The following is a 17,585-nucleotide window of genomic DNA, read 5'->3' on the forward strand; positions in this document are numbered from 1 at the left end:
TGTCGCGGCTGCCGTCCCGGCTGCCGCCGGCGGTGCGGGCGCTGTCACGACCGCCGCTGGTGGCGCCGGCGTCGCGTCCGCCGGCGGTGCGGGCGCTGTCACGACCGCCGCTGGTGGCGCCGGCGTCGCGTCCGCCGGTGGTGCGGGTGCTGTCGCGTCCTCCGCTGCGGCCGCTGTCGCGACCGCCGGTGCTCTGTCCCGTGCGGGGAGCGTTCTTCTTGCCGGTCTCGCCCAGGTCCTCCAGGACCTCGGCGTCGACGCCGGCCAGCACACGCTTGTCACGGGGCAGCCTGCCCTTGGTGCCCGCGGGGATGTCGAGTTCCTCGAAAAGGTGCGGCGAGGAGGAGTACGTTTCCACGGGCTCCGGAACGCTCAGGCCCAGGGCCTTGTTGATCAGGCCCCAGCGGGGCATGTCGTCCCAGTCCACGAAGGTCACGGCCGTGCCCTTGTTGCCCGCACGGCCGGTGCGGCCGACGCGGTGCAGGTAGATCTTTTCGTCTTCAACGCACTGGTAGTTGATGACGTGGGTGACGTCGTCGACGTCGATGCCGCGGGCGGCAACGTCGGTGGCGACGAGGACGTCCACCTTGTTGTTGCGGAAGGCGCGGAGGGCCTGCTCGCGGGCGCCCTGGCCGAGGTCGCCGTGGATGGCGGCGGCGGCGAAGCCGCGGTCCACGAGTTCCTCGGCAACCTTGGCGGCGGTGCGCTTGGTCTTGGTGAAGATGATGGTGCGGCCGCGGCCGCGGGCCTGCAGGATGCGGGCGACGACCTCGATCTTGTCCATGCTGTGGGCACGGTAGATCAGCTGGCGGATGTCGCGCTTGGTGAGGCCCTCGTCGTCAGGGTCGGCCGCGCGGATGTGGGTCGGCTTGGTCATGTAGCGGCGCGCCATGGCGACGACCGGGCCGGGCATGGTGGCCGAGAACAGCAGGGTCTGGCGGACCGGCGGGGTGCCGGCGATGAGGGTCTCGACGTCCGGGAGGAAGCCGAGGTCCAGCATTTCGTCGGCCTCGTCAAGGATGACCATCTTGACGTTCTTCAGCACGAGGTGCTTCTGCTTGTAGAGGTCGATGAGGCGTCCGGGGGTACCGACGACAACCTCGACGCCCTTCTGCAGGGCCTCGACCTGCGGCTCGTAGGCGCGGCCGCCGTAGATCGTGGTGATGCGGGCGTTGCGCTTGCGGGCGGCGTTCTGCAGGTCATTGGCAACCTGGACGGCGAGCTCTCGGGTCGGCACGATCACGAGAGCCTGCGGGGCGCCGGGCGCGGCCAGCGAGTCATAGCCGGCGTCGTCCGGCCCGACGACGCGCTGCAGCGCCGGGATGCCGAAGCCGAGGGTCTTGCCGGTGCCGGTCTTGGCCTGGCCGATGATGTCGTGGCCGCTGAGGGCGACCGGCAGGGTCATGGCCTGGATCGGGAAGGGGTGCGTGATGCCGGCGTCGGCCAGCGACTCCACGATGTCGGCGCGGACGTTGTAGTCGGCGAAGGTTTTCTCGGCGATCTCGTGCGGCTTCTCGTCCGAGATGATGGTCTCTTCCGGTTCGAGCGTTTCCGTTCCGGATTCGTCGGTCAGAAGCTGGTGCGTGTGCAATTCACTCACTAGGGGAGTTTCCTTATTCATTTTGGGCTGCGCTGCTTGCTCAACGGGGCCGGCCGGGTGGCCGTTCCGGAGCACGCTCAGGCACGCAAGCAAATCCAGTGGAAGCCGATCGCGGGCTATCAATGCTGGCACTGGGGACCAGCGGGTCTGTCTCAAGATCGCGTAGGGGCGGGCTTGTTGAATTCTAAAATCAAGGAAATCAACGACCGGGCATCCATATCTACCCTTCCAGTCTAGCTGTACGCGGCCCGGATCATCGACTGGCACCGCAGGCGGCGCGCGGGAACACCACCGATTCCTTAACCCACCAGCTCCAGCCGGACCTCGCGGGTGGCAATGTCGGAGGACACAATCCGCACCCGGACCTGGGTGCCCGGTTCCAGTTCGCCGGGGCAGCGGGCGGTGACGGCCGGCACGGCGATCTGCACGATCCCGGAGGGTCCGTTGCCGTTCCCCGGCTTGGTGCCGCCGTTGCCGTTTCTGCCGTTCGCATTTTTCCCGTTCGTCGCTTTCCCGTTCCGGGCTATCTTGGAACCGGAGATCACGACAGCGTCGAACTCCTGGCCGATGTGGTTCACCAGGAGCGCGGCCTCGACGGTGTCGAGTGAGAGCCGCTCCAGTCTGGCAGCCAGCTGGTCCGAGGCCGCCATGATCGCCGGCAGGGAGGGAAGGGCCTCGCGGGCCCAGTCCGGGACAGCCGCGCCGTTACTGAGCGCCTCGCAGATCACCAGGACGAAGCGGTCGACCAGCCGGCGCAGCGGGGCGGTGGAGTGGGCGTAGGCAGCGCCGATGGCAGCCTGGGTGGCGGACCCGGGCACGGTTCCATCGAAGGGGGTGTAGCCGGCGCCGCGGAACAGCATGCCGGCCGAGTGCACGATCGCCAGCTGGCGCGGGTCTGTGGGATCCAGGGTGCGCAGGTATTCGCCGTAGCTCATTTCGCCGTCCCAGGGCCTGCCAAGGGCGTGGGTCTGGCGGTGGAAATGCGCCAGCGAGGCTTCATCCGGTGCCGGCATGGTGCGCAGGATGCCGACCCTGCCCGCCAGCATGATCTCCGCAGCGGCCATCCCCGTCATGAGGGAGATCTGGGCGTTCCAGTCCTCCACGGGCAGCGGCGGCGCAGCGGCAATCCGGTAGCCGCCGTCGGAGAGCTGTTCGATTTCCTGTTCCGGCATGTTCAGGCTGGCGCCGCCGCGGAGCCGTTCCAGCTCGACCCGCTTCATCCCGACTTCCTTGAGCAGCTGCAGCACGGGCGCGGCGGTGCCGGCGTCAAGCTCGGCCTGCACCCCCCGGTAGCTGAGCTTTGCCCGGCTGCGGACCGTCGCGCGGCGGACCAGTACCGTGGACACCTCGGCCGCCGCGTCCAGCTCGAATTCCCACACAAAGGCAGCGCAACGCTGGCCGGCGAGCAGGCTGCCGGCTTCTTCGCTGATGATTTCCGGATGCAGCGGAATCCGGCCGTCCGGGGTGTAGTAGGTCTGGCCGCGGCGGCGGGTTTCGGCGTCGAGCGCCCCGCCGGGGACAACAAAGGAGGGGACGTCGGCGATCGCGTAGAAGACCTTGTAGCCCTGACCGGAACGGTCGATGAAGAGGGCCTGGTCCAGGTCGGTGGAGGACGCCGGATCGATGGTCACAAAATCGATATGCGTGAAATCCAGCTCCGGCAGTTCGTGCCCGGCGACCGCCTCCTTGGCTTCCCGGAGCGCGTCCTCGGGGAAAGCGCCCGGCAGCTCCAGCGTCGTGCGCAGCGCGTTGAGCGCCTCGGCAAGACGGTTTCTCTGCTGGTGGACATTCGGGGTCAAGCGATGATGGGACACGAAAATCAGATTAGCTTCATTTGCGCCATTAGTCTTGGATCATGAGCACATCCCCGGCTGATCCTGCCCGTTACAACAGCTTCCTGATGGATCTGCTCGGCGTCATGGCCTACGGCGAGCTTTCCGCGTTCGAACGGCTCTCTTCCGACGCCCGGTATTCACCCACCCTGCACGACCGCGCGGTGCTGGGCCGGCTCGCCGTGACCGAGTTCCAGCACTACGAGCTCGTAAGCGCCAAACTCGACGCCATGGGCCTGGACGCGGAGGCCGCCATGCTGCCGTTCCAGCCGTCCGTGGACCACTTCCACGAACGCACCCGCCCGGCGGACTGGTACGAATCCCTGATGAAGGCGTACGTGATCGACACCGTCTCAGCCGACTTCTACCGGGCCATTTCACGCTACGTCGACGCCGGAACCCGGGCCCTGGTGGAGCAGATCCAGGCCGATGGGGGAGCCACGGAGGTGCTGCGGGAGCTGCTCAAGACAGCCCTCGCCGACGACCCCCGGCTGGCCTCGCGGCTGGCACTGTGGGCCAGGCGCCTGCTCGGGGAAGCACTGACCCAGGCGCAGCGGGTGAGTTTCGAGCACTCGTTCGTCGGGGGCCTGATCGGCGCGGACGAGGACCGGTCCAAGGAACTCGTCCGCGGGCTGATGGATGAACTGGCGGCGAACCACTCACGCCGGGTGACGCAGCTCGGCCTGGCCGGCTGAGCGGACGGCCTCGACGGCCCGGACCGGGATCGGGTCCCCGCGCGCTCGGTTCCCCACAGCTGCTCCTAGGCGTTAATGATCCGTGACCACGCACCCAAGTGGGTGGTGGTCACGGATGTGCAGGGAAACCGGCTGTGCCTGTGCCCTGAAGCAGGTCATGGAACCGGTATGCCGGAGGCCTGAGCCCCGGCAGCCGGCCCGCTCGCTGCCCAACAGGAGGGGAGCGGGCGCGCGGCTAGTAGCGCAGGATGGCAGTGAGCCGCGCGGTGTCACGGCTGGTGCGGGTCTTGCCCAGGTACAGCACAGTAGCCACGGAGGCGGCGGCGCCCAGGACCATGGGCAGCACCCACGGAATCCAGGTCAGCCCCGGCTGGTAGCCAAGCCCGGCGGCCATAAAGGCGATCCAGCTCAGCATCCCGACGGTCAGCGACACGCCGGCCGGTACGGCGATGCCGTACTTGGCGTGGCGTTTGTCGTTGGCCCACACCACAAAGCCCGCGGCCACGGTCACCAGGGCAACCACAATCAGGGAAAGCATGTTGGGACTCCTTGCGGATCGGGGTACCGGGCGGCAGCGGTGCTGCCGGAGCCCAGGTGTGTCGGGTGGCTAGAGCGCGCCGAAACCGACGCGGCGGACTTCCTCGGCACCGATTTCAACGTAGCCCAGGACGTTCGCGGGAATGATGATCTGGCGGCCCTTTTCGTCGGTCAGGCGCAGCTCCGTGCCCTTTGCGATGGCCTCGCCGACCACCTTCGCCACGGCGTCGGCCTCCTGCGACGATTCCAGGACAATTTCGCGGCCGATGTTCTGTATGCCGATCTTTACTTCCACAGCAAGGCCTCCCAGCCAATCAACGTTCTTTAAGGTGTTATCTCTATTTGTAGTCTAGGTTTCCTTGGGGAAGCGGGAGATTCCGCGCCAAGCTAAACGGTAGATCAGATCGCTGGCCACATCGAGGTCAAGATTGCCGTCCGTTTCCAGCCAGTACCGGGCGCTGACCTGCGCCATTCCGGCGAGCCCCCGGCCCAGCAGCTGGGACTCCAGTTCGGGCAGCTTGGTGTCCTCGGCGATGACCCGGGCGACGGCGTCGGCGAAGGTCTTGTTGAACGCTTCCAGCTTGGCGCTGACATCGGCGTCGTTGACGAGGTCGGATTCGAAGACGAGGCGGTGGGCCTGGTCGTCGCTGGCGATGAAACGGAAGTAGGCCCGCATGACCGCCTTGACGCGTTCATCGTTGTCCGTGGTTGAGTTCAGCGCGCCTAGCAGCAGCCGAATCAGTTTGCTCAGCTGGCTGTCCAGCAGGGCCAGGTACAGCTCGCGTTTGGAGGGGAAGTGCTGGTACAGCACGGGCTTGCTGACGTGGGCGGCCTCGGCGATTTCGTCCATCGCGGCCCCGTGGAAGCCGTTGGCAACAAACACTTCCTGGGCCGCCGCGAGCAACTGTGCCCGGCGCTCATCGCGGGGCAGCCGCGCCGATTTCTGTCCGCTGCGTGCCGGGACCTCCGGTGACTTTCCGGCATGACCCCGCTCAACCGGTGCCTTATGTACCACTGTCGGCCTTCTTTCGCTTGCTGTTACGTCCACTTTACGTGCCAGTAATATGACCTGGCGGCATCTTCGGGCATAGATTGAAGTATGGCTTCCAAGTTCACCCCCAGCCCAGCCCCCGCACCCCCGGAAACAGCGTCCGTGGCGACCGGGCCGCTGGTGGAACCGGCCGGCGGCCTGAGCCCGGAGGAAGTGGAACGCTACTCCCGGCACCTGATCATTCCGGAGATCGGATCCATCGGGCAGCGCCGCCTGAAAAACGCCAAGGTCCTCGTAATCGGCGCCGGCGGCCTGGGCTCTCCCGCGCTGCTGTACCTGGCCGCCGCAGGCGTGGGAACCCTGGGAATCGTCGACGACGACACCGTGGACCTGAGCAACCTCCAGCGCCAGGTGATCCACGGCGTGGCAGATGTGGGCCGGCCCAAGATCGAGTCGGCGCGCGACGCTATTGCCGCCCTGAACCCGCTCGTGGCGGTCAGGCTCCACAATGTCCGGCTGGACGCCTCCAACGCCCTGGAACTGTTTGCCGGCTACGACCTCATTCTTGACGGCGCCGACAACTTCGCCACCCGCTACCTCGTGAACGACGCCGCGGCGATCCTCGGCAAGCCCTACGTCTGGGGTTCGATCTTCCGCTTCGACGGGCAGGTCAGCGTCTTCTGGGAACAGTTCGGCCCCACCTACCGGGACCTGTACCCGGAGGCGCCCCCCGCCGGCTCCGTGCCATCCTGCGGGGAAGGCGGCGTGTTCGGGATGCTCTGCGCCGCCGTCGGTTCACTCATGGTGACGGAGGCCGTCAAGCTGATCACCGGCGTCGGGCGCTCCCTGCTGGGCCGGGTGGCGCTCTACGACGCCCTCGGCGGGACCTGGCGCGAAATCAAGGTCTCCCGGGATCCCGAGGCGGAGCGGATCACGGAACTGACCGATTACGAGGCTTTCTGCGGTATTCCCCCGGCTGCGGAGGCGGGCATCGAGCACACTGTGACCGCTGCGCAGCTGGCCACGATGCTGGCCGCCCGCACGGCCGGACTCAAGGAGTTCCATCTGGTCGATGTTCGCGAAACAGGGGAGTACGACATCGTCCGGATCGACGGGGCCGTGCTGATCCCGCAGGGCCGGATTCTGGCTGGCGAGGCATGGCACGAGCTGCCGCAGGACATGGACATCGTGTTCCACTGCAAGGCCGGGACACGCTCCGCGGCCGTCCTCGCGGCCGCCCGGGCTGCCGGCTATGAGCGCGTCAGCCACCTCGACGGCGGAATCCTGGCCTGGGTGCGGGACGTGGAGCCGGACAGGCCGGTCTACTGACCGTGTGACTGTCGGTGACCCGGCGGGGACCGGCAGTCGAGGTCCTTTCCGCTTCTCTGCGGTTGCTGAGGGAGTCGGTGACGCGTTCTCGCGTGATCTCGTGTTCCATTTGCGCGAGTGCGGCCATGATCGTGAACAGCATCGAGCCCAGGGGTGCGGCGGTGTCGACGTCGCCGCCGAGGTTGTGACGTGCAGGCCCGCGCCCTGACCCCCTTTGGTCACCGACGGCGAGCATGTATGGATATAGCGATGTGACTGTTAATAGCGTGGTGACTGTTAATTCAGAATGGCGGTTTTTCCACAGCTCGGTTTGGCGGTTCAGATGCCCTCAGGCGGAACCGACGGCGACTGGAAGGCCCACGCCCGCCAGGTAATTGGTGATGACGCTGTTGAACACTTCTTCTGGTCTCTCGGGGTCGTGTTGCCCGGTGAGTGCGCCCGCCAGCAACGGGTAATTCCCGGACTGGACTACATCGGAGAGGTACTGCAGGCGCGCGTTCGCCCCGTCGAGGCCTGAGTCACCTGGTCAGCCCCGCCGCGCCAGGGAAGAAGGCCACGGGCGCGGATCTGCGCAGGTACGTGCGCGAACTCGGTGACTACATGGACCTGGCCGCGACCGGCACCCTTGCCGCGGCCGAGGCCGGCACCGACGTGATCCTGGCCAATGCGATCGCCCCCTATGCCTACGATGTTGCTGAGGCCCTCGGTGTCCCCGTCATCGGTGCCCACCTGCAGCCGACCGAACCCAGCACTGCCTGTCCGCCCGTGGTTCTGGGGACCGCCCGCAGTCTGGGGCCGGTCGGAAACAAGCTGCTCGGTGCACTGATATCAGCGGGAAAAGCACCCTACGACGCCCCGAGCGCCCGCATCCGCCAGATGCTCGGCCTACCCAAAAAGGCCCGGTCCGCGTCCGACCGTACCCGAAGGAAAACCAGCGGTCCCGTTCTCCACGGCATCAGTCACACCGTGTTCCCGCGCCCGGCGGACTGGCGATCCGGGCTCACCATGACCGGCTACTGGTGGCCGGAAGTTGAGCCGGGCTGGCAGCCACCTGCGGAGCTGGTCGAATTCCTCGCGGACGGACCGCCCCCGGTGTTCATCGGCTTTGGTAGCAGTGCGGCCCTGGACGCAGAATTCATGCTCGACGCCGCGCACCGTGCGGGGGTTCGCGCGGTACTGCAGGGCGTGCAGGGTGCCTCCAGACCCGATACCATCAGCATCGGTGCTGTTCCGCACGAATGGCTGTTCCCGCAGATGGCCGCGGTCGTCCACCATGCCGGAGCGGGGACCACCGCGGCGGGGCTGCGCGCCGGTGTGCCGACGGTCAGCGTGCCGATATATCCGGACCAACCGTTCTGGGCCGCACGGATCACGTCCCTCGGCGCGGGCCCGCAACAGGTCCCCGACAAGGAGGAACTCACCACCGAACGGCTGGCCGACGCCATTACGCAGGCCACCACGACGCCGGCCTACGCCGCACGAGCACGCCAACTTGCAGCAATGCTCGCCAGGGAAGACGGAACCGCGCCCGTCGCGACAGCGCTGCGAACCGCTGCTAAGTAGATGTAGCGCGTTCCAAGAACGACCGTTTCCGCTACAAACCACCAGGCGCGTTCAAAAGATTCGGTGCACTTGTCAGTTTCCGAAATCGTCTGCATGGAAAGTCCACACTCGTCTGCACGACCCACTACGTGTCCGTATGGGGAACCCTCTACAGGACACATTCGCCGGATTTATGCCCACGGCTAGGATCAGGGCACGACGGGTTGCAGCCGGTCCAAAATTGGGGGAGATATGAGGATGGTCATTCTTGCTATAACCGCGTGGGTCCTGACTGGCTTGATCGCATTGCTGGGAGTGAGCGCCGGCTCCACCATATGGTTCTACATGGAGCCAGTAGTCGATACAGTGCCCGATCCGGCAAGCTACTATGTCGCCGCCGCAGCCGGATTCCTGGCCCTGTTCCTGAGCTTGGTAGTAAGCGTCGGCGTGACTGTCCACGCAGCCCGCTGCGACGCCAGCGGAAAAGCCTGATCCATCTGACTACCATCACAGCTGAGCCGTTCCAATCGGGAAACGTTGAGCGGGAGGTTCGCGCGACACTAAGCCAAATCCGGCCGTAAACACTAGGGCAGGTGATTGGCTGGGCTGCATGGAACAGAAGTTTGTGCGCTATGAGGCAAGCATGCCCAACGGCCGCGGACTCCACCCAGGCATCTTCGCTCTCGCCAACGGCGTGGCCAAGGACGGGAGACTCAGCGCCGAGGACTGGGCATCCTGGCGTAGCGCGAACGATCACTACGACGCCGCATACGCAGACCCCTCGACGGCGGACAGATCCGTCTACGACCGTGCAATCAACCCGGCAGCCCAGTCCTGGTTCAAGCGCACGGCTGCGCATCTAGTGACTGGGGTGGAGTTCTACACGGATCTTCTACACCGCTATGGCGTCGGCTGGCGGGTGCTTTATTCGAATGATCCAGGAAAGGTTCTCTACGAAGACGACGTCCAGATCGTTGTCGCACCTCATTAGGGTGTGACGACCCACTGGGCTGCTGGCAGCGCGACAGACTGGCACCATTCAGGGGTCACGTTGAGGGAAACCCTCTGCGGCACGGTCCACTAGGGGATCCTGCCCTGGGACGGCCCTGTGACCGGAGCTCGACCTCACGATCGGCCTAGTCAGCTGCGCCACGATTGGGGGCATGAGGCGGGCGGCACGGTCTTGCGCGTGAGCTGACCCGGCCCGGCTCGTCAGCTCACGCGGATGCCACTATCAGCGAGAAACTCGCGGGCACGGCCCATCTGGCGGTCGGCGGAGGGGCCCTGCGGGACGGCGGTCTTCCCGACGACCCTCGGGTCGGTCCATTGGCCCCCCTTAGATTGGCTGCCCGAGGTGCATAGGTGGCAACTACCGCGGCTCACCCAAAGAGGGCGGAACGATACGCCTGACTAGCGGTCGCCCACCGGTCTGCGGGTCTCCCGACCCGAGCGTGCCCGATTTCGCGCATTGTCGTGTCCGGATGAGGCGACCAACTTGCCCGACGAGGTACCTTATCTGCGCCATCGTAGGTGCCTCGAGTCCGAGGTGTGGGTCTCGTGCATCCGGTAGCCGGGGTATGGATGGAATGTTTGGCAGATGCAATCCGGCAGCACGGCGTCAATGCGAACGGCGAAAGGTCGCGAAGACGAAAAGCAGGCCGCCGACGAGTGCGGTCGAGATGCCTAGGGCCAGGATCTCCTCGGGTGAGGGCTTGGAAATGAGGCGCTCCAAATATCGGACGGCCAGGACCAGGACCAGGGTGCCCGCTATCCGCCCCTTTAGATGATCAAAGGAGGTGGTGGTCAGCGACGGCGGAAGATCGAGGTCATGCACGAACAGCTCCCAGACTCCAAAGCCGACGATGAGCAACACGGTCGCGATCAAGATGGAATCGATGCTCTCGAACAGTTTCACCAGGGCCGGATCAGAGGACAGGCCTTCTACGGCCAGGATGTGGACGAAAATCACTGCCTTGCCCAGAGCCCAAAGGTAGGTTACGGCCGAAAGGAACAGCGCAGTGGCTGCGCCGATGACGGCGACGTACCGGATGTGTTCGATAGCCAGGCGTCGGCGCCGGCGGCGGGATGTCGGGTCGTTTTCCGGTTGCGGCACTGAACCGTCCGTTCGGGGCTGCATCGTGTCCTCTCGGCTGAACCTTATGGCTTCCGTGCATTACTTGCGCGGACTGCGGCGTCCTGCCTGTCGCAGTAATCTGATCGTAACGGCCGCGGGCGGAACCCGCTCATCTTTTCGACAAAGGCGTCATCGTCCGCCTGGGGGTGCGGAGTCAACGCAAGTTTCCTTGATTCCTTGTTCCCAGATCAAGAGTGGCGGTCTTGCGCGGTGCGGTCCATTTTTGGGGAGGCATTTGGGAGCAGGTCTGGGACAAAGCACCACGTCCACGCGAGCACTGCTCCGACATCGTGACTTCCGGGTCAGGTGCGGGTCATAAGGAGCCAGATGAGATACCCGAGGTACAGGACGACGAAGAGCCCGCCTTCAAAACGGTGGACCCTCCGCCCGCTGAGGAATACGGGGATGCACAGCAGCACCGCCGCGGTCATCAGGGGCAGGTCCACCTGGACGAGCTGCTCGGAGACGGTGATTCCGCCCGGGGCGGTCAGCGTGGTCACCCCGAGGATGAACGCAATGTTGTAGACACTGGAGCCGATAAGGTTTCCGACCGCAACGTCACGGTCGTTTCGCACGGTGGCGACGAGAGTCGTCACCAGCTCCGGGGCAGAAGTGCCGATGGAGACGATAGTCAGCCCGATCAGGGCGTCGGATACACCCAGCTGCTGGGCGAGGTCCACGGAGCCGCCCACCAACCCGTGTGCACCCAGGACAACCACGGCGATCCCGGCCACGAGCAGAACAATATCCACGAACTTGCCCTTCGGGGAGGGCGGCGGGGCGTATTCGGCTTCATACTCCGCGCGGACGGACGCCAACTCCCGCCGGCTAACACGCAGGATCACGGCCGTGTAGATCAGTGCGATGGCCACCAGCAGCACGCCGTCGGTCCGGGAGAGCGTCCGATCCAGCGTCATCAGCAGCAAACTGATGGCTGCCAGCGCCATCATGGGTAGGTCGAAGCGGAGGATCTGACCGTGCAGTGTCAAGGGGCGCAGCAGAGCGCTGAGCCCCAGGATGAGGAGCAGGTTGACGAGATTGGTGCCGGCGATGTTGCCGACCGCCAGGTCCCCGGCACCGACCCACACTGCGTCGACGCCGACGGCCAGCTCCGGGGCGCTGGTGCCGATGGAGACCACGGTCAGCCCGATGACGAGGGGAGACACGCCCAGTCGGGCTGCCAATCGGGTGCCTGCACGGAGCACGAGCTCGGCTCCGGCGATCAAGGCGGCCAACCCAACCACGACCAGCATCCAGCTCCCCATGAGACCCTGAACCTCCCAAATCCGATGGATTCCGAAAATCGTCGCAAGACCTGATCATCTCAGGAGCTCCAATGGACCCCCAGGGTCTGAGAATCCCCGTGACGTGCGCGCACGTGGAGACAGTTCCGATTCTCCTGCGAAACGCCGCGCCATTGCTGCGGACCTGACGCCCCTGCACAGTCTGCTTGCCCCTTCCTCGAGCAACATCAACAACTCTCACGGCAGGCAACGCTACGGGCGAATTCCCCGCAGAACGAGCGGAGCCCTGACACACCACCCGAGCACAGCAAGCCTGGCGGAACAACGACCTCAGAGACACATGCGAACCTTGTTTCGCGAGTTATTCTGCCTTAGTCTGGCTGTATCAGTTTAGCCCCGCCAACGGCAGTGGCAAGAGGAGAGGAGTTCCTTTGTCGAACCTGATCCCGTGGTTTGCTCTGGCCCTGTGGTCCGCCGCCATCGCCCTACGGTTGCATCCGCGAACTCGCTGCTGGGCCCCGCGCGGCATCGTGGGCAGCGCGCGAACAAGGACCAACGGCCCTGTCCATATCCGTCGCCCAGGCGGGCCGGTACCTCGATGACCCGCCACGAGTGGCCGCAAGTTCGGATGAGTACCTCATGCCAGCTGATTGTCCACCGCATTCGTCTACCTCAAGGTCGGCCGTGCCCTGGTATTGATCCGGATGGCAAACAAGACGATGCTCAAGATGGACTCGAGTACACCCCCATCACCCTCTCTGACCGGATACCACACCAGACACCACGAGGAATGAACAGTAATGGCAATCAAGGACGACCAGTCATCCCAATTCCTCCCGGCGATTGGCGCGAAGGAAGCGCCTCTGCGGGATCCGCACCTGCAGATCGCGACCGCCGTGGCGGAGTCGCTGGGGGTCAATTCCGCGCAAGGACTCGGTGAGGCAGAGGTTGCCCGACGCCGGGAGCTGATCGGTGAGAACCGTTTGGTCGAGCGGCCGCGGCGGCCAGGTTGGCTGCGATTTCTCGATCAGTTCCGTAGCCTGCTGATCCTCATCCTGCTCGGTGCCGCGGTTCTCGCTGGCGTCGTCGGGGACCTCAAGGACACGATCGTCATCCTGATCGTGCTCCTGATCAATGCCGTGATCGGCTTCGTTCAGGAGAACAGGGCGGAGCGCAGCCTCGAGGCGCTGCGCGACATGCTGGTGCCCACCGCACGGGTCCGCAGGGACGGGTCGGTGCGGGTGATCGGAGCGGTCGAGCTTGTGCCGGGTGACCTGGTCCTGCTCGAGGCCGGAGACCGGGTGCCGGCCGACGGACGGTTGCTTGTGGCGGAGTCGGTGGAGATCGACGAGTCCGCACTGACCGGGGAGTCTCAGCCGGTAGCCAAGGACACCTTGCCGGTGGGCGCCGCTCCCGGTGAGAAAGTGCCGCTGGCCGACCGCACCGGCATGGGCTACATGAACACCGCGCTTACCCGCGGCCGGGCCGAACTCGTGGTCACGGCCACTGGCGCGCAGACCGAGGTCGGCGCCATCGCGGAACTGCTTGCGAGCGGTGAGGAGCCCAAGAGCCCGCTGCAGGTGCAGTTGGATTCACTGGGCAAGCGGATCGCCCTGATCGGCGGCATCGCCATCGCCATCTACGTGACCATCGCCCTCATGCGCGGCGAGCCTTTGGGCGAGCTGGCGCTCACGGCGGTGGCCCTCGCCGTGGCCACGGTGCCCGAAGGTTTACCGGCCGTCCTGGCCCTCACCCTCGCCCTCGGCGTCGGTCGAATGGCCCGGCGGGGAGCTATCGTCAAGCGGCTCGCGTCGGTGGAGACCCTGGGCTCGGCTACCGTCATCTGCAGCGACAAGACCGGAACGCTCACGCTGAACCAGATGACGGCCCGTGCGCTGGTCTTCGCAGGCCAGCGGATGCGCATCGACGGCGAGGGGTATTCCCCGACAGGGTCGATCATTGCCGAGACAGCCGGGCAGCGGACCGAGGATGCCGGGCGTCTGCTGGAACCATTCGTTCTGTGCAGCGACGCTGTGCTGGCTGCCCCGGGGGCGGGTGGCCGGGCTGGCATCGTCGGCGACCCCACCGAGGGCGCGCTGGTCGTTGCGGCCGTGAAGGCCGGGATCGACGCCCCGACGCTGCGTGCGGCGCACCCGCGGGTGGCCGAGTTGCCCTTCGATAGCGCCCGCAAGTTCATGGTGACCGCACACGAGGAGGACGGCCGCATCCGCGTCTACCTCAAGGGCGCTCCCGACGTACTCCTCGCGCGCAGCACGGCGTTACTCACTGCCGAGGGAGTTAGTGACCTAGACGCCGCCGGCCGGGACCAGCTGGTAAGCGAGGTCACAGCCCTCGCGTCGAGAGGTCTGCGGGTGCTGGCCGCCGCGACGACGCTGATGGACGACCTGCCCGCCGCCGGTGATCCGTCGAACGCCGACGCGCTCGAGCACCGGCTGACCGGCCTGACGCTGCTCGGCCTGGTCGGCATCGCTGACCCGCCCCGCCCGCAGGCCAAGGACGCCATCGCACTCGCCCACCGGGCCGGGGTCTCGGTCAAGATGATCACCGGCGACCACCGGGACACCGCGGCCGCCATCGCCCGGGAGCTCGGCATCCGCGGCGGAGTCGTCACCGGCACCGAGCTGGACCGGATGACCCCGGAGGAGCTGTCGGAACGCGTGGAGAGCATCGGGGTATTCGCCCGGGTCGCCCCGGAGCACAAAGTCGCCATCGTCGGGGCGCTGACGGCCCTGGGGCACGTGACGGCAATGACCGGCGACGGCGTCAACGACGCGGCAGCCCTGCGCGCGGCGCACATGGGCGTGGCGATGGGGATCACCGGCACCGAGGTGACCAAGGAAGCCGGCGACATGATTCTCACCGACGACGACTTCGCCACCATCGTCGCCTCGGTCCACGAGGGCCGATCGATCTATGACAACGTGGTGAAGTTCGTCCGCTTCCAACTGTCGACCAACATCGGCGCCATCCTGTCCTTCCTCGGCGCGACCGTGGCCGGGCTCCCGGCACCGCTAACCGCGATCCAGGTGTTGTGGGTCAACATCATCATGGACGGCCCCCCGGCGATGGCCCTGGGCGTTGACCCCGCCCGACCAGGGCTGATGGACGAACCGCCGCGCAGGGCCGATGATCGGATCCTGGACCGGACCCGGCTACTACGGATGTTGCGGGCCGGCGCAGTCATGGCGGCCGGTACCCTGTCGGTGCTCACCCTGGCCGAGGGGGCCTACGGCGCCGCCGTGGCGTCCACCATGGCATTCACCACGTTCGTCCTCTTCCAGTTCTTCAACGCGCTCAACGCTCGGTCCGAGCGGCAGACGGTGTTCACGCGGCATCTGTTTACCAACCGCTGGTTGTGGATCTCCTTCGCCGCGGTCCTGGTCCTGCAGGTCCTCGCCGTACAACTGGCCCCGCTCCAGGGCATCTTCGACACCACGTCGCTCTCCGCCACCCAGTGGCTGATCTGCCTTGCGGTGGCGTCCTGCGTCCTCGTGGTCGAGGAAACGATCAAGCTCGCACGTCGGGCGGGGAGGAAGCGCTGAAACGATTGCTGGCCGGGGGTGCTGCTGCGGCGAGGGCCAGGAAATCCCCCACCCGCACGTGCTCCTCCAGCGGGTGCCGAAAGCGGTTCTGCTGCACCACGGTGTACCTGTTCCGACGACCCACCCGCTCGCGGACGACATACCCGGCTTCCTCCAGGTCGCGAACGATCATTTGGACGGCACGTTCGGTGATGCCGACTTTGGCGGCCACATCCCGCATCCGCGACTGAGAATCACCCGCCAACGCGACGAGCACGTGCCCGTGGTTGGATAGGAAAGTCCAGGATGAAGAAGTCTGCATGCGAAACATGATACGTGTTTTTAGTTACGTATATCTATGGGAGTTGCCGCCCTTGGACATATCGGACCGGAGCGGTCCCGCGCGCTGCCCCTGCTCCGCAACGTCGTTCCCATGGCCGACCCCCGCAACGCCCGGCAGTTTTCGGATCAGAAGTTCTGGCCGGCTTCCGGTCAACCCGCTGACGCCGGTGCGGGTCGGGGCAGCCGACGTCGTGCTCGCGGTACTCGGTCCCAAAGCGATGTACTTCCTGCTGGCCGCGCTGGTAGACCGCCTCGCCCCCTCCACACCGGCCTATCCAGCAGCTCCCTTCCGCGGCCCCGTCCTCAGGACCTGGTCCCCCTCCCACAGCACGGACAAAGCACCCCCTTGGAACTTGAACCGAAAGGGAACGATGATGGACACACCCGCCCGCCCAACACCCCGCCCCCTTGCCGCGGTTATCACCGATGGTCGAGGCGACGGCAGTGTCCCGCCGTGCTGCGGCCCTCGCCTGCGCGCAACGACGGCCGGTCGTTCTGCTGGTGCCCCTCGTGCAACCGGCCTTCACCACCGACGCCGCCATCGCAGCCCGCCTGCACCGGGAAGCGCTACGGGAGGCCGAAACAGTCGCCGCACGGGTGCACCCCGCCCTGGACGCCACCGGTGTGTTGTTCCATTTGCAGTTGGTGCGATACCGCGCTTGCCCCTTCCGCCGCGCACCTCAGGCCCAAGCCATAGCCCTGGCCTTGGCCCGCGCCGCCCGCCGGGCAGGGGCGGCCGTGATCATCACCCCATCGGCGTTGCCGGTGCCCTCTCTGAAGCACGGGGCCGAGGTCCTGTTTGCATGAAAGTGCGCCGTCCGGACCGCTCGGAGATCGCCTCAGCGACCCTGCGCACAGCGGGGAGCTGCCCAGGAACCCGCCACCCGATCCCGCCCCGCCTTCTGCCTAGCCACAACCATGGGCCATGTGCCATGCGCCGCCCACGGCCATCGCGGGTCTGTTGACGCGGTGCCGTGCCACCACCTAGATCCCGAATCGCCGAGGCGGAGATACGCGGGAGGTGGCCACCACCATGAGCCGACCCACCCCCCCGCCTCTGGTCGGGTCGTGAGCCCTCTACTTCCGAAAGGACAAACCACGAAGTGCCTTCCACCTTCCTTCCCGGCGACGGGACTCCTCTGCTAGCGACGCACCATGCAGACAGTTCCGGGCCGCGGCCCCGGGATCAGTCCCAGCGGCGACAATGGACACTGCTCACCAAACACGCCCATGTACTGCTGGTCGTGGCCGGTTCCCCTGACGCACTGGTCAGCGAGATCGCCGGCAGTGTTGGGATCACCGGGCGTGCGACCCTGAGCATCCTTAAGGACCTCGAGACCGTCGGCTACCTCACCCGCCACAGGGTGGGACGACGCAGCCACTACACCGTGGATCCCCACCGGCGCTTCCACCACCCGGCAACCGCGACACACGAGATCGGCGAGTTGCTTGCCATCTTCGCTCCCGCTCCGTCCAACCCGGCACAGCGCAAGCTGCGAGACATGTAGGGAGCTGGATGCCCAACGTCCTTAAGCCATGGTGGGCGCCAACACTCCCTACCACCACGGCCCAGTGCCCCTGCCCTCTGAACGCCAGCCAAGTTCCCGGCCAACCCACAACTTGACCCACCGGCAATCGCAATCCCCGGCGGTAGGTGGGTGGGCTGTCGGAGCCAGCCTTCACTCACCTGCACGGATTGTTCAAAGTCGTCTGCACGGCGGCCGTGCCCACAAGGGGAACCCTCTGCGGGACAATGTCAAGCGCAATGTCAGTACTCGTGCGACGACTAGCCTGAAT

Annotated in this window: 17 protein-coding genes; 8 read left to right on the forward strand and 9 right to left on the reverse strand. The window is 66.2% G+C overall.

Annotation, left to right across the window (positions count from 1 at the left end):
• Both ACZYX4_RS12145 and ACZYX4_RS12150 read right to left on the reverse strand, forming a co-directional pair.
• Nucleotides 1-1,600 (reverse strand): DEAD/DEAH box helicase (locus tag ACZYX4_RS12145; protein ID WP_463876179.1); only part of this gene is annotated, 1,600 nt, incomplete at its 3' end.
• Nucleotides 1,601-1,899: 299 nt separating this feature from the next.
• Nucleotides 1,900-3,414 carry an RNB domain-containing ribonuclease gene (locus ACZYX4_RS12150; RefSeq protein WP_463876181.1) on the reverse strand — a complete coding sequence of 505 codons (1,515 nt, stop codon included), beginning with the start codon at nucleotides 3,412-3,414 and terminating at the stop codon, nucleotides 1,900-1,902.
• Nucleotides 3,415-3,455: 41 nt separating this feature from the next.
• Between ACZYX4_RS12150 and ACZYX4_RS12155 the strand changes: the two genes are divergently transcribed.
• On the forward strand, nucleotides 3,456-4,127 hold the full coding sequence (locus ACZYX4_RS12155) for a ferritin-like fold-containing protein (RefSeq protein WP_463876183.1): 672 nt from the start codon (nucleotides 3,456-3,458) through the stop codon (nucleotides 4,125-4,127).
• A 235-nt stretch (nucleotides 4,128-4,362) separates the two neighbouring features.
• On the opposite strand, the gene ACZYX4_RS12160 is transcribed toward ACZYX4_RS12155, so the two are convergent.
• From ACZYX4_RS12160 to ACZYX4_RS12170, 3 genes are all read right to left on the reverse strand, one after another.
• Complete coding sequence (locus tag ACZYX4_RS12160) at nucleotides 4,363-4,665, reverse strand: hypothetical protein (protein ID WP_463876185.1); 303 nt, start codon at nucleotides 4,663-4,665, stop codon at nucleotides 4,363-4,365.
• Nucleotides 4,666-4,734: 69 nt separating this feature from the next.
• Complete coding sequence (locus ACZYX4_RS12165; RefSeq protein ID WP_024367741.1) at nucleotides 4,735-4,959, reverse strand: DUF3107 domain-containing protein; 225 nt, start codon at nucleotides 4,957-4,959, stop codon at nucleotides 4,735-4,737.
• 54 nt (nucleotides 4,960-5,013) lie between these two features.
• A complete protein-coding gene (locus tag ACZYX4_RS12170; RefSeq protein ID WP_463876187.1) occupies nucleotides 5,014-5,679 on the reverse strand; it encodes a TetR/AcrR family transcriptional regulator in 666 nt (221 codons plus the stop codon).
• A gap of 84 nt (nucleotides 5,680-5,763) precedes the next feature.
• Between ACZYX4_RS12170 and moeB the strand changes: the two genes are divergently transcribed.
• Entirely contained in the window at nucleotides 5,764-6,984 is a 1,221-nt protein-coding gene (moeB, locus tag ACZYX4_RS12175; protein ID WP_463876189.1) for a molybdopterin-synthase adenylyltransferase MoeB, read from the forward strand.
• Here the strand turns inward: moeB and ACZYX4_RS12180 are convergent.
• Nucleotides 6,917-7,219 carry a recombinase family protein gene (locus ACZYX4_RS12180; RefSeq protein ID WP_463876190.1) on the reverse strand — a complete coding sequence of 101 codons (303 nt, stop codon included), beginning with the start codon at nucleotides 7,217-7,219 and terminating at the stop codon, nucleotides 6,917-6,919. The genes moeB and ACZYX4_RS12180 overlap by 68 nt on opposite strands.
• Nucleotides 7,220-7,563: 344 nt before the next feature.
• Here ACZYX4_RS12180 and ACZYX4_RS12185 point away from each other — a divergent pair, with 344 nt between their 5' ends.
• The 3 genes from ACZYX4_RS12185 to ACZYX4_RS12195 all read left to right on the forward strand — a co-directional run bounded on the left by ACZYX4_RS12185 (nucleotide 7,564) and on the right by ACZYX4_RS12195 (nucleotide 9,517).
• Nucleotides 7,564-8,547, forward strand: a complete 984-nt coding sequence (locus ACZYX4_RS12185; protein WP_463876192.1) for a glycosyltransferase — start codon at nucleotides 7,564-7,566, stop codon at nucleotides 8,545-8,547.
• Between the two features lie 276 nt (nucleotides 8,548-8,823).
• Complete coding sequence (locus tag ACZYX4_RS12190; RefSeq protein WP_463876194.1) at nucleotides 8,824-9,018, forward strand: hypothetical protein; 195 nt, start codon at nucleotides 8,824-8,826, stop codon at nucleotides 9,016-9,018.
• 118 nt (nucleotides 9,019-9,136) lie between these two features.
• Nucleotides 9,137-9,517: a hypothetical protein gene (locus tag ACZYX4_RS12195; protein WP_463876196.1), complete on the forward strand. Its 381-nt coding sequence runs from the start codon at nucleotides 9,137-9,139 to the stop codon at nucleotides 9,515-9,517.
• Between the two features lie 627 nt (nucleotides 9,518-10,144).
• Here ACZYX4_RS12195 and ACZYX4_RS12200 read toward each other — a convergent pair.
• Nucleotides 10,145-10,639, reverse strand: a complete 495-nt coding sequence (locus tag ACZYX4_RS12200) for a YqhA family protein (RefSeq protein ID WP_463876198.1) — start codon at nucleotides 10,637-10,639, stop codon at nucleotides 10,145-10,147.
• 323 nt (nucleotides 10,640-10,962) lie between these two features.
• Entirely contained in the window at nucleotides 10,963-11,913 is a 951-nt protein-coding gene (locus ACZYX4_RS12205; protein ID WP_463876200.1) for a calcium/sodium antiporter, read from the reverse strand.
• Between the two features lie 791 nt (nucleotides 11,914-12,704).
• Between ACZYX4_RS12205 and ACZYX4_RS12210 the strand changes: the two genes are divergently transcribed.
• Entirely contained in the window at nucleotides 12,705-15,467 is a 2,763-nt protein-coding gene (locus ACZYX4_RS12210; protein WP_463876202.1) for a cation-translocating P-type ATPase, read from the forward strand.
• Here the strand turns inward: ACZYX4_RS12210 and ACZYX4_RS12215 are convergent.
• Entirely contained in the window at nucleotides 15,433-15,768 is a 336-nt protein-coding gene (locus ACZYX4_RS12215) for a helix-turn-helix transcriptional regulator (protein ID WP_463876204.1), read from the reverse strand. The genes ACZYX4_RS12210 and ACZYX4_RS12215 overlap by 35 nt on opposite strands.
• 464 nt (nucleotides 15,769-16,232) lie before the next feature.
• On the opposite strand from ACZYX4_RS12215, the gene ACZYX4_RS12220 reads away from it, so the two are divergent.
• Nucleotides 16,233-16,595, forward strand: coding sequence for a hypothetical protein (locus ACZYX4_RS12220; protein ID WP_463876206.1), 363 nt, complete (start codon nucleotides 16,233-16,235; stop codon nucleotides 16,593-16,595).
• A 296-nt stretch (nucleotides 16,596-16,891) separates the two neighbouring features.
• A complete protein-coding gene (locus ACZYX4_RS12225) occupies nucleotides 16,892-17,296 on the forward strand; it encodes a helix-turn-helix transcriptional regulator (protein WP_463876208.1) in 405 nt (134 codons plus the stop codon).
• The last annotated feature ends 289 nt before the right edge of the window (nucleotides 17,297-17,585 follow it).

The organism is Pseudarthrobacter leeuwenhoeki (genome assembly GCF_055412885.1).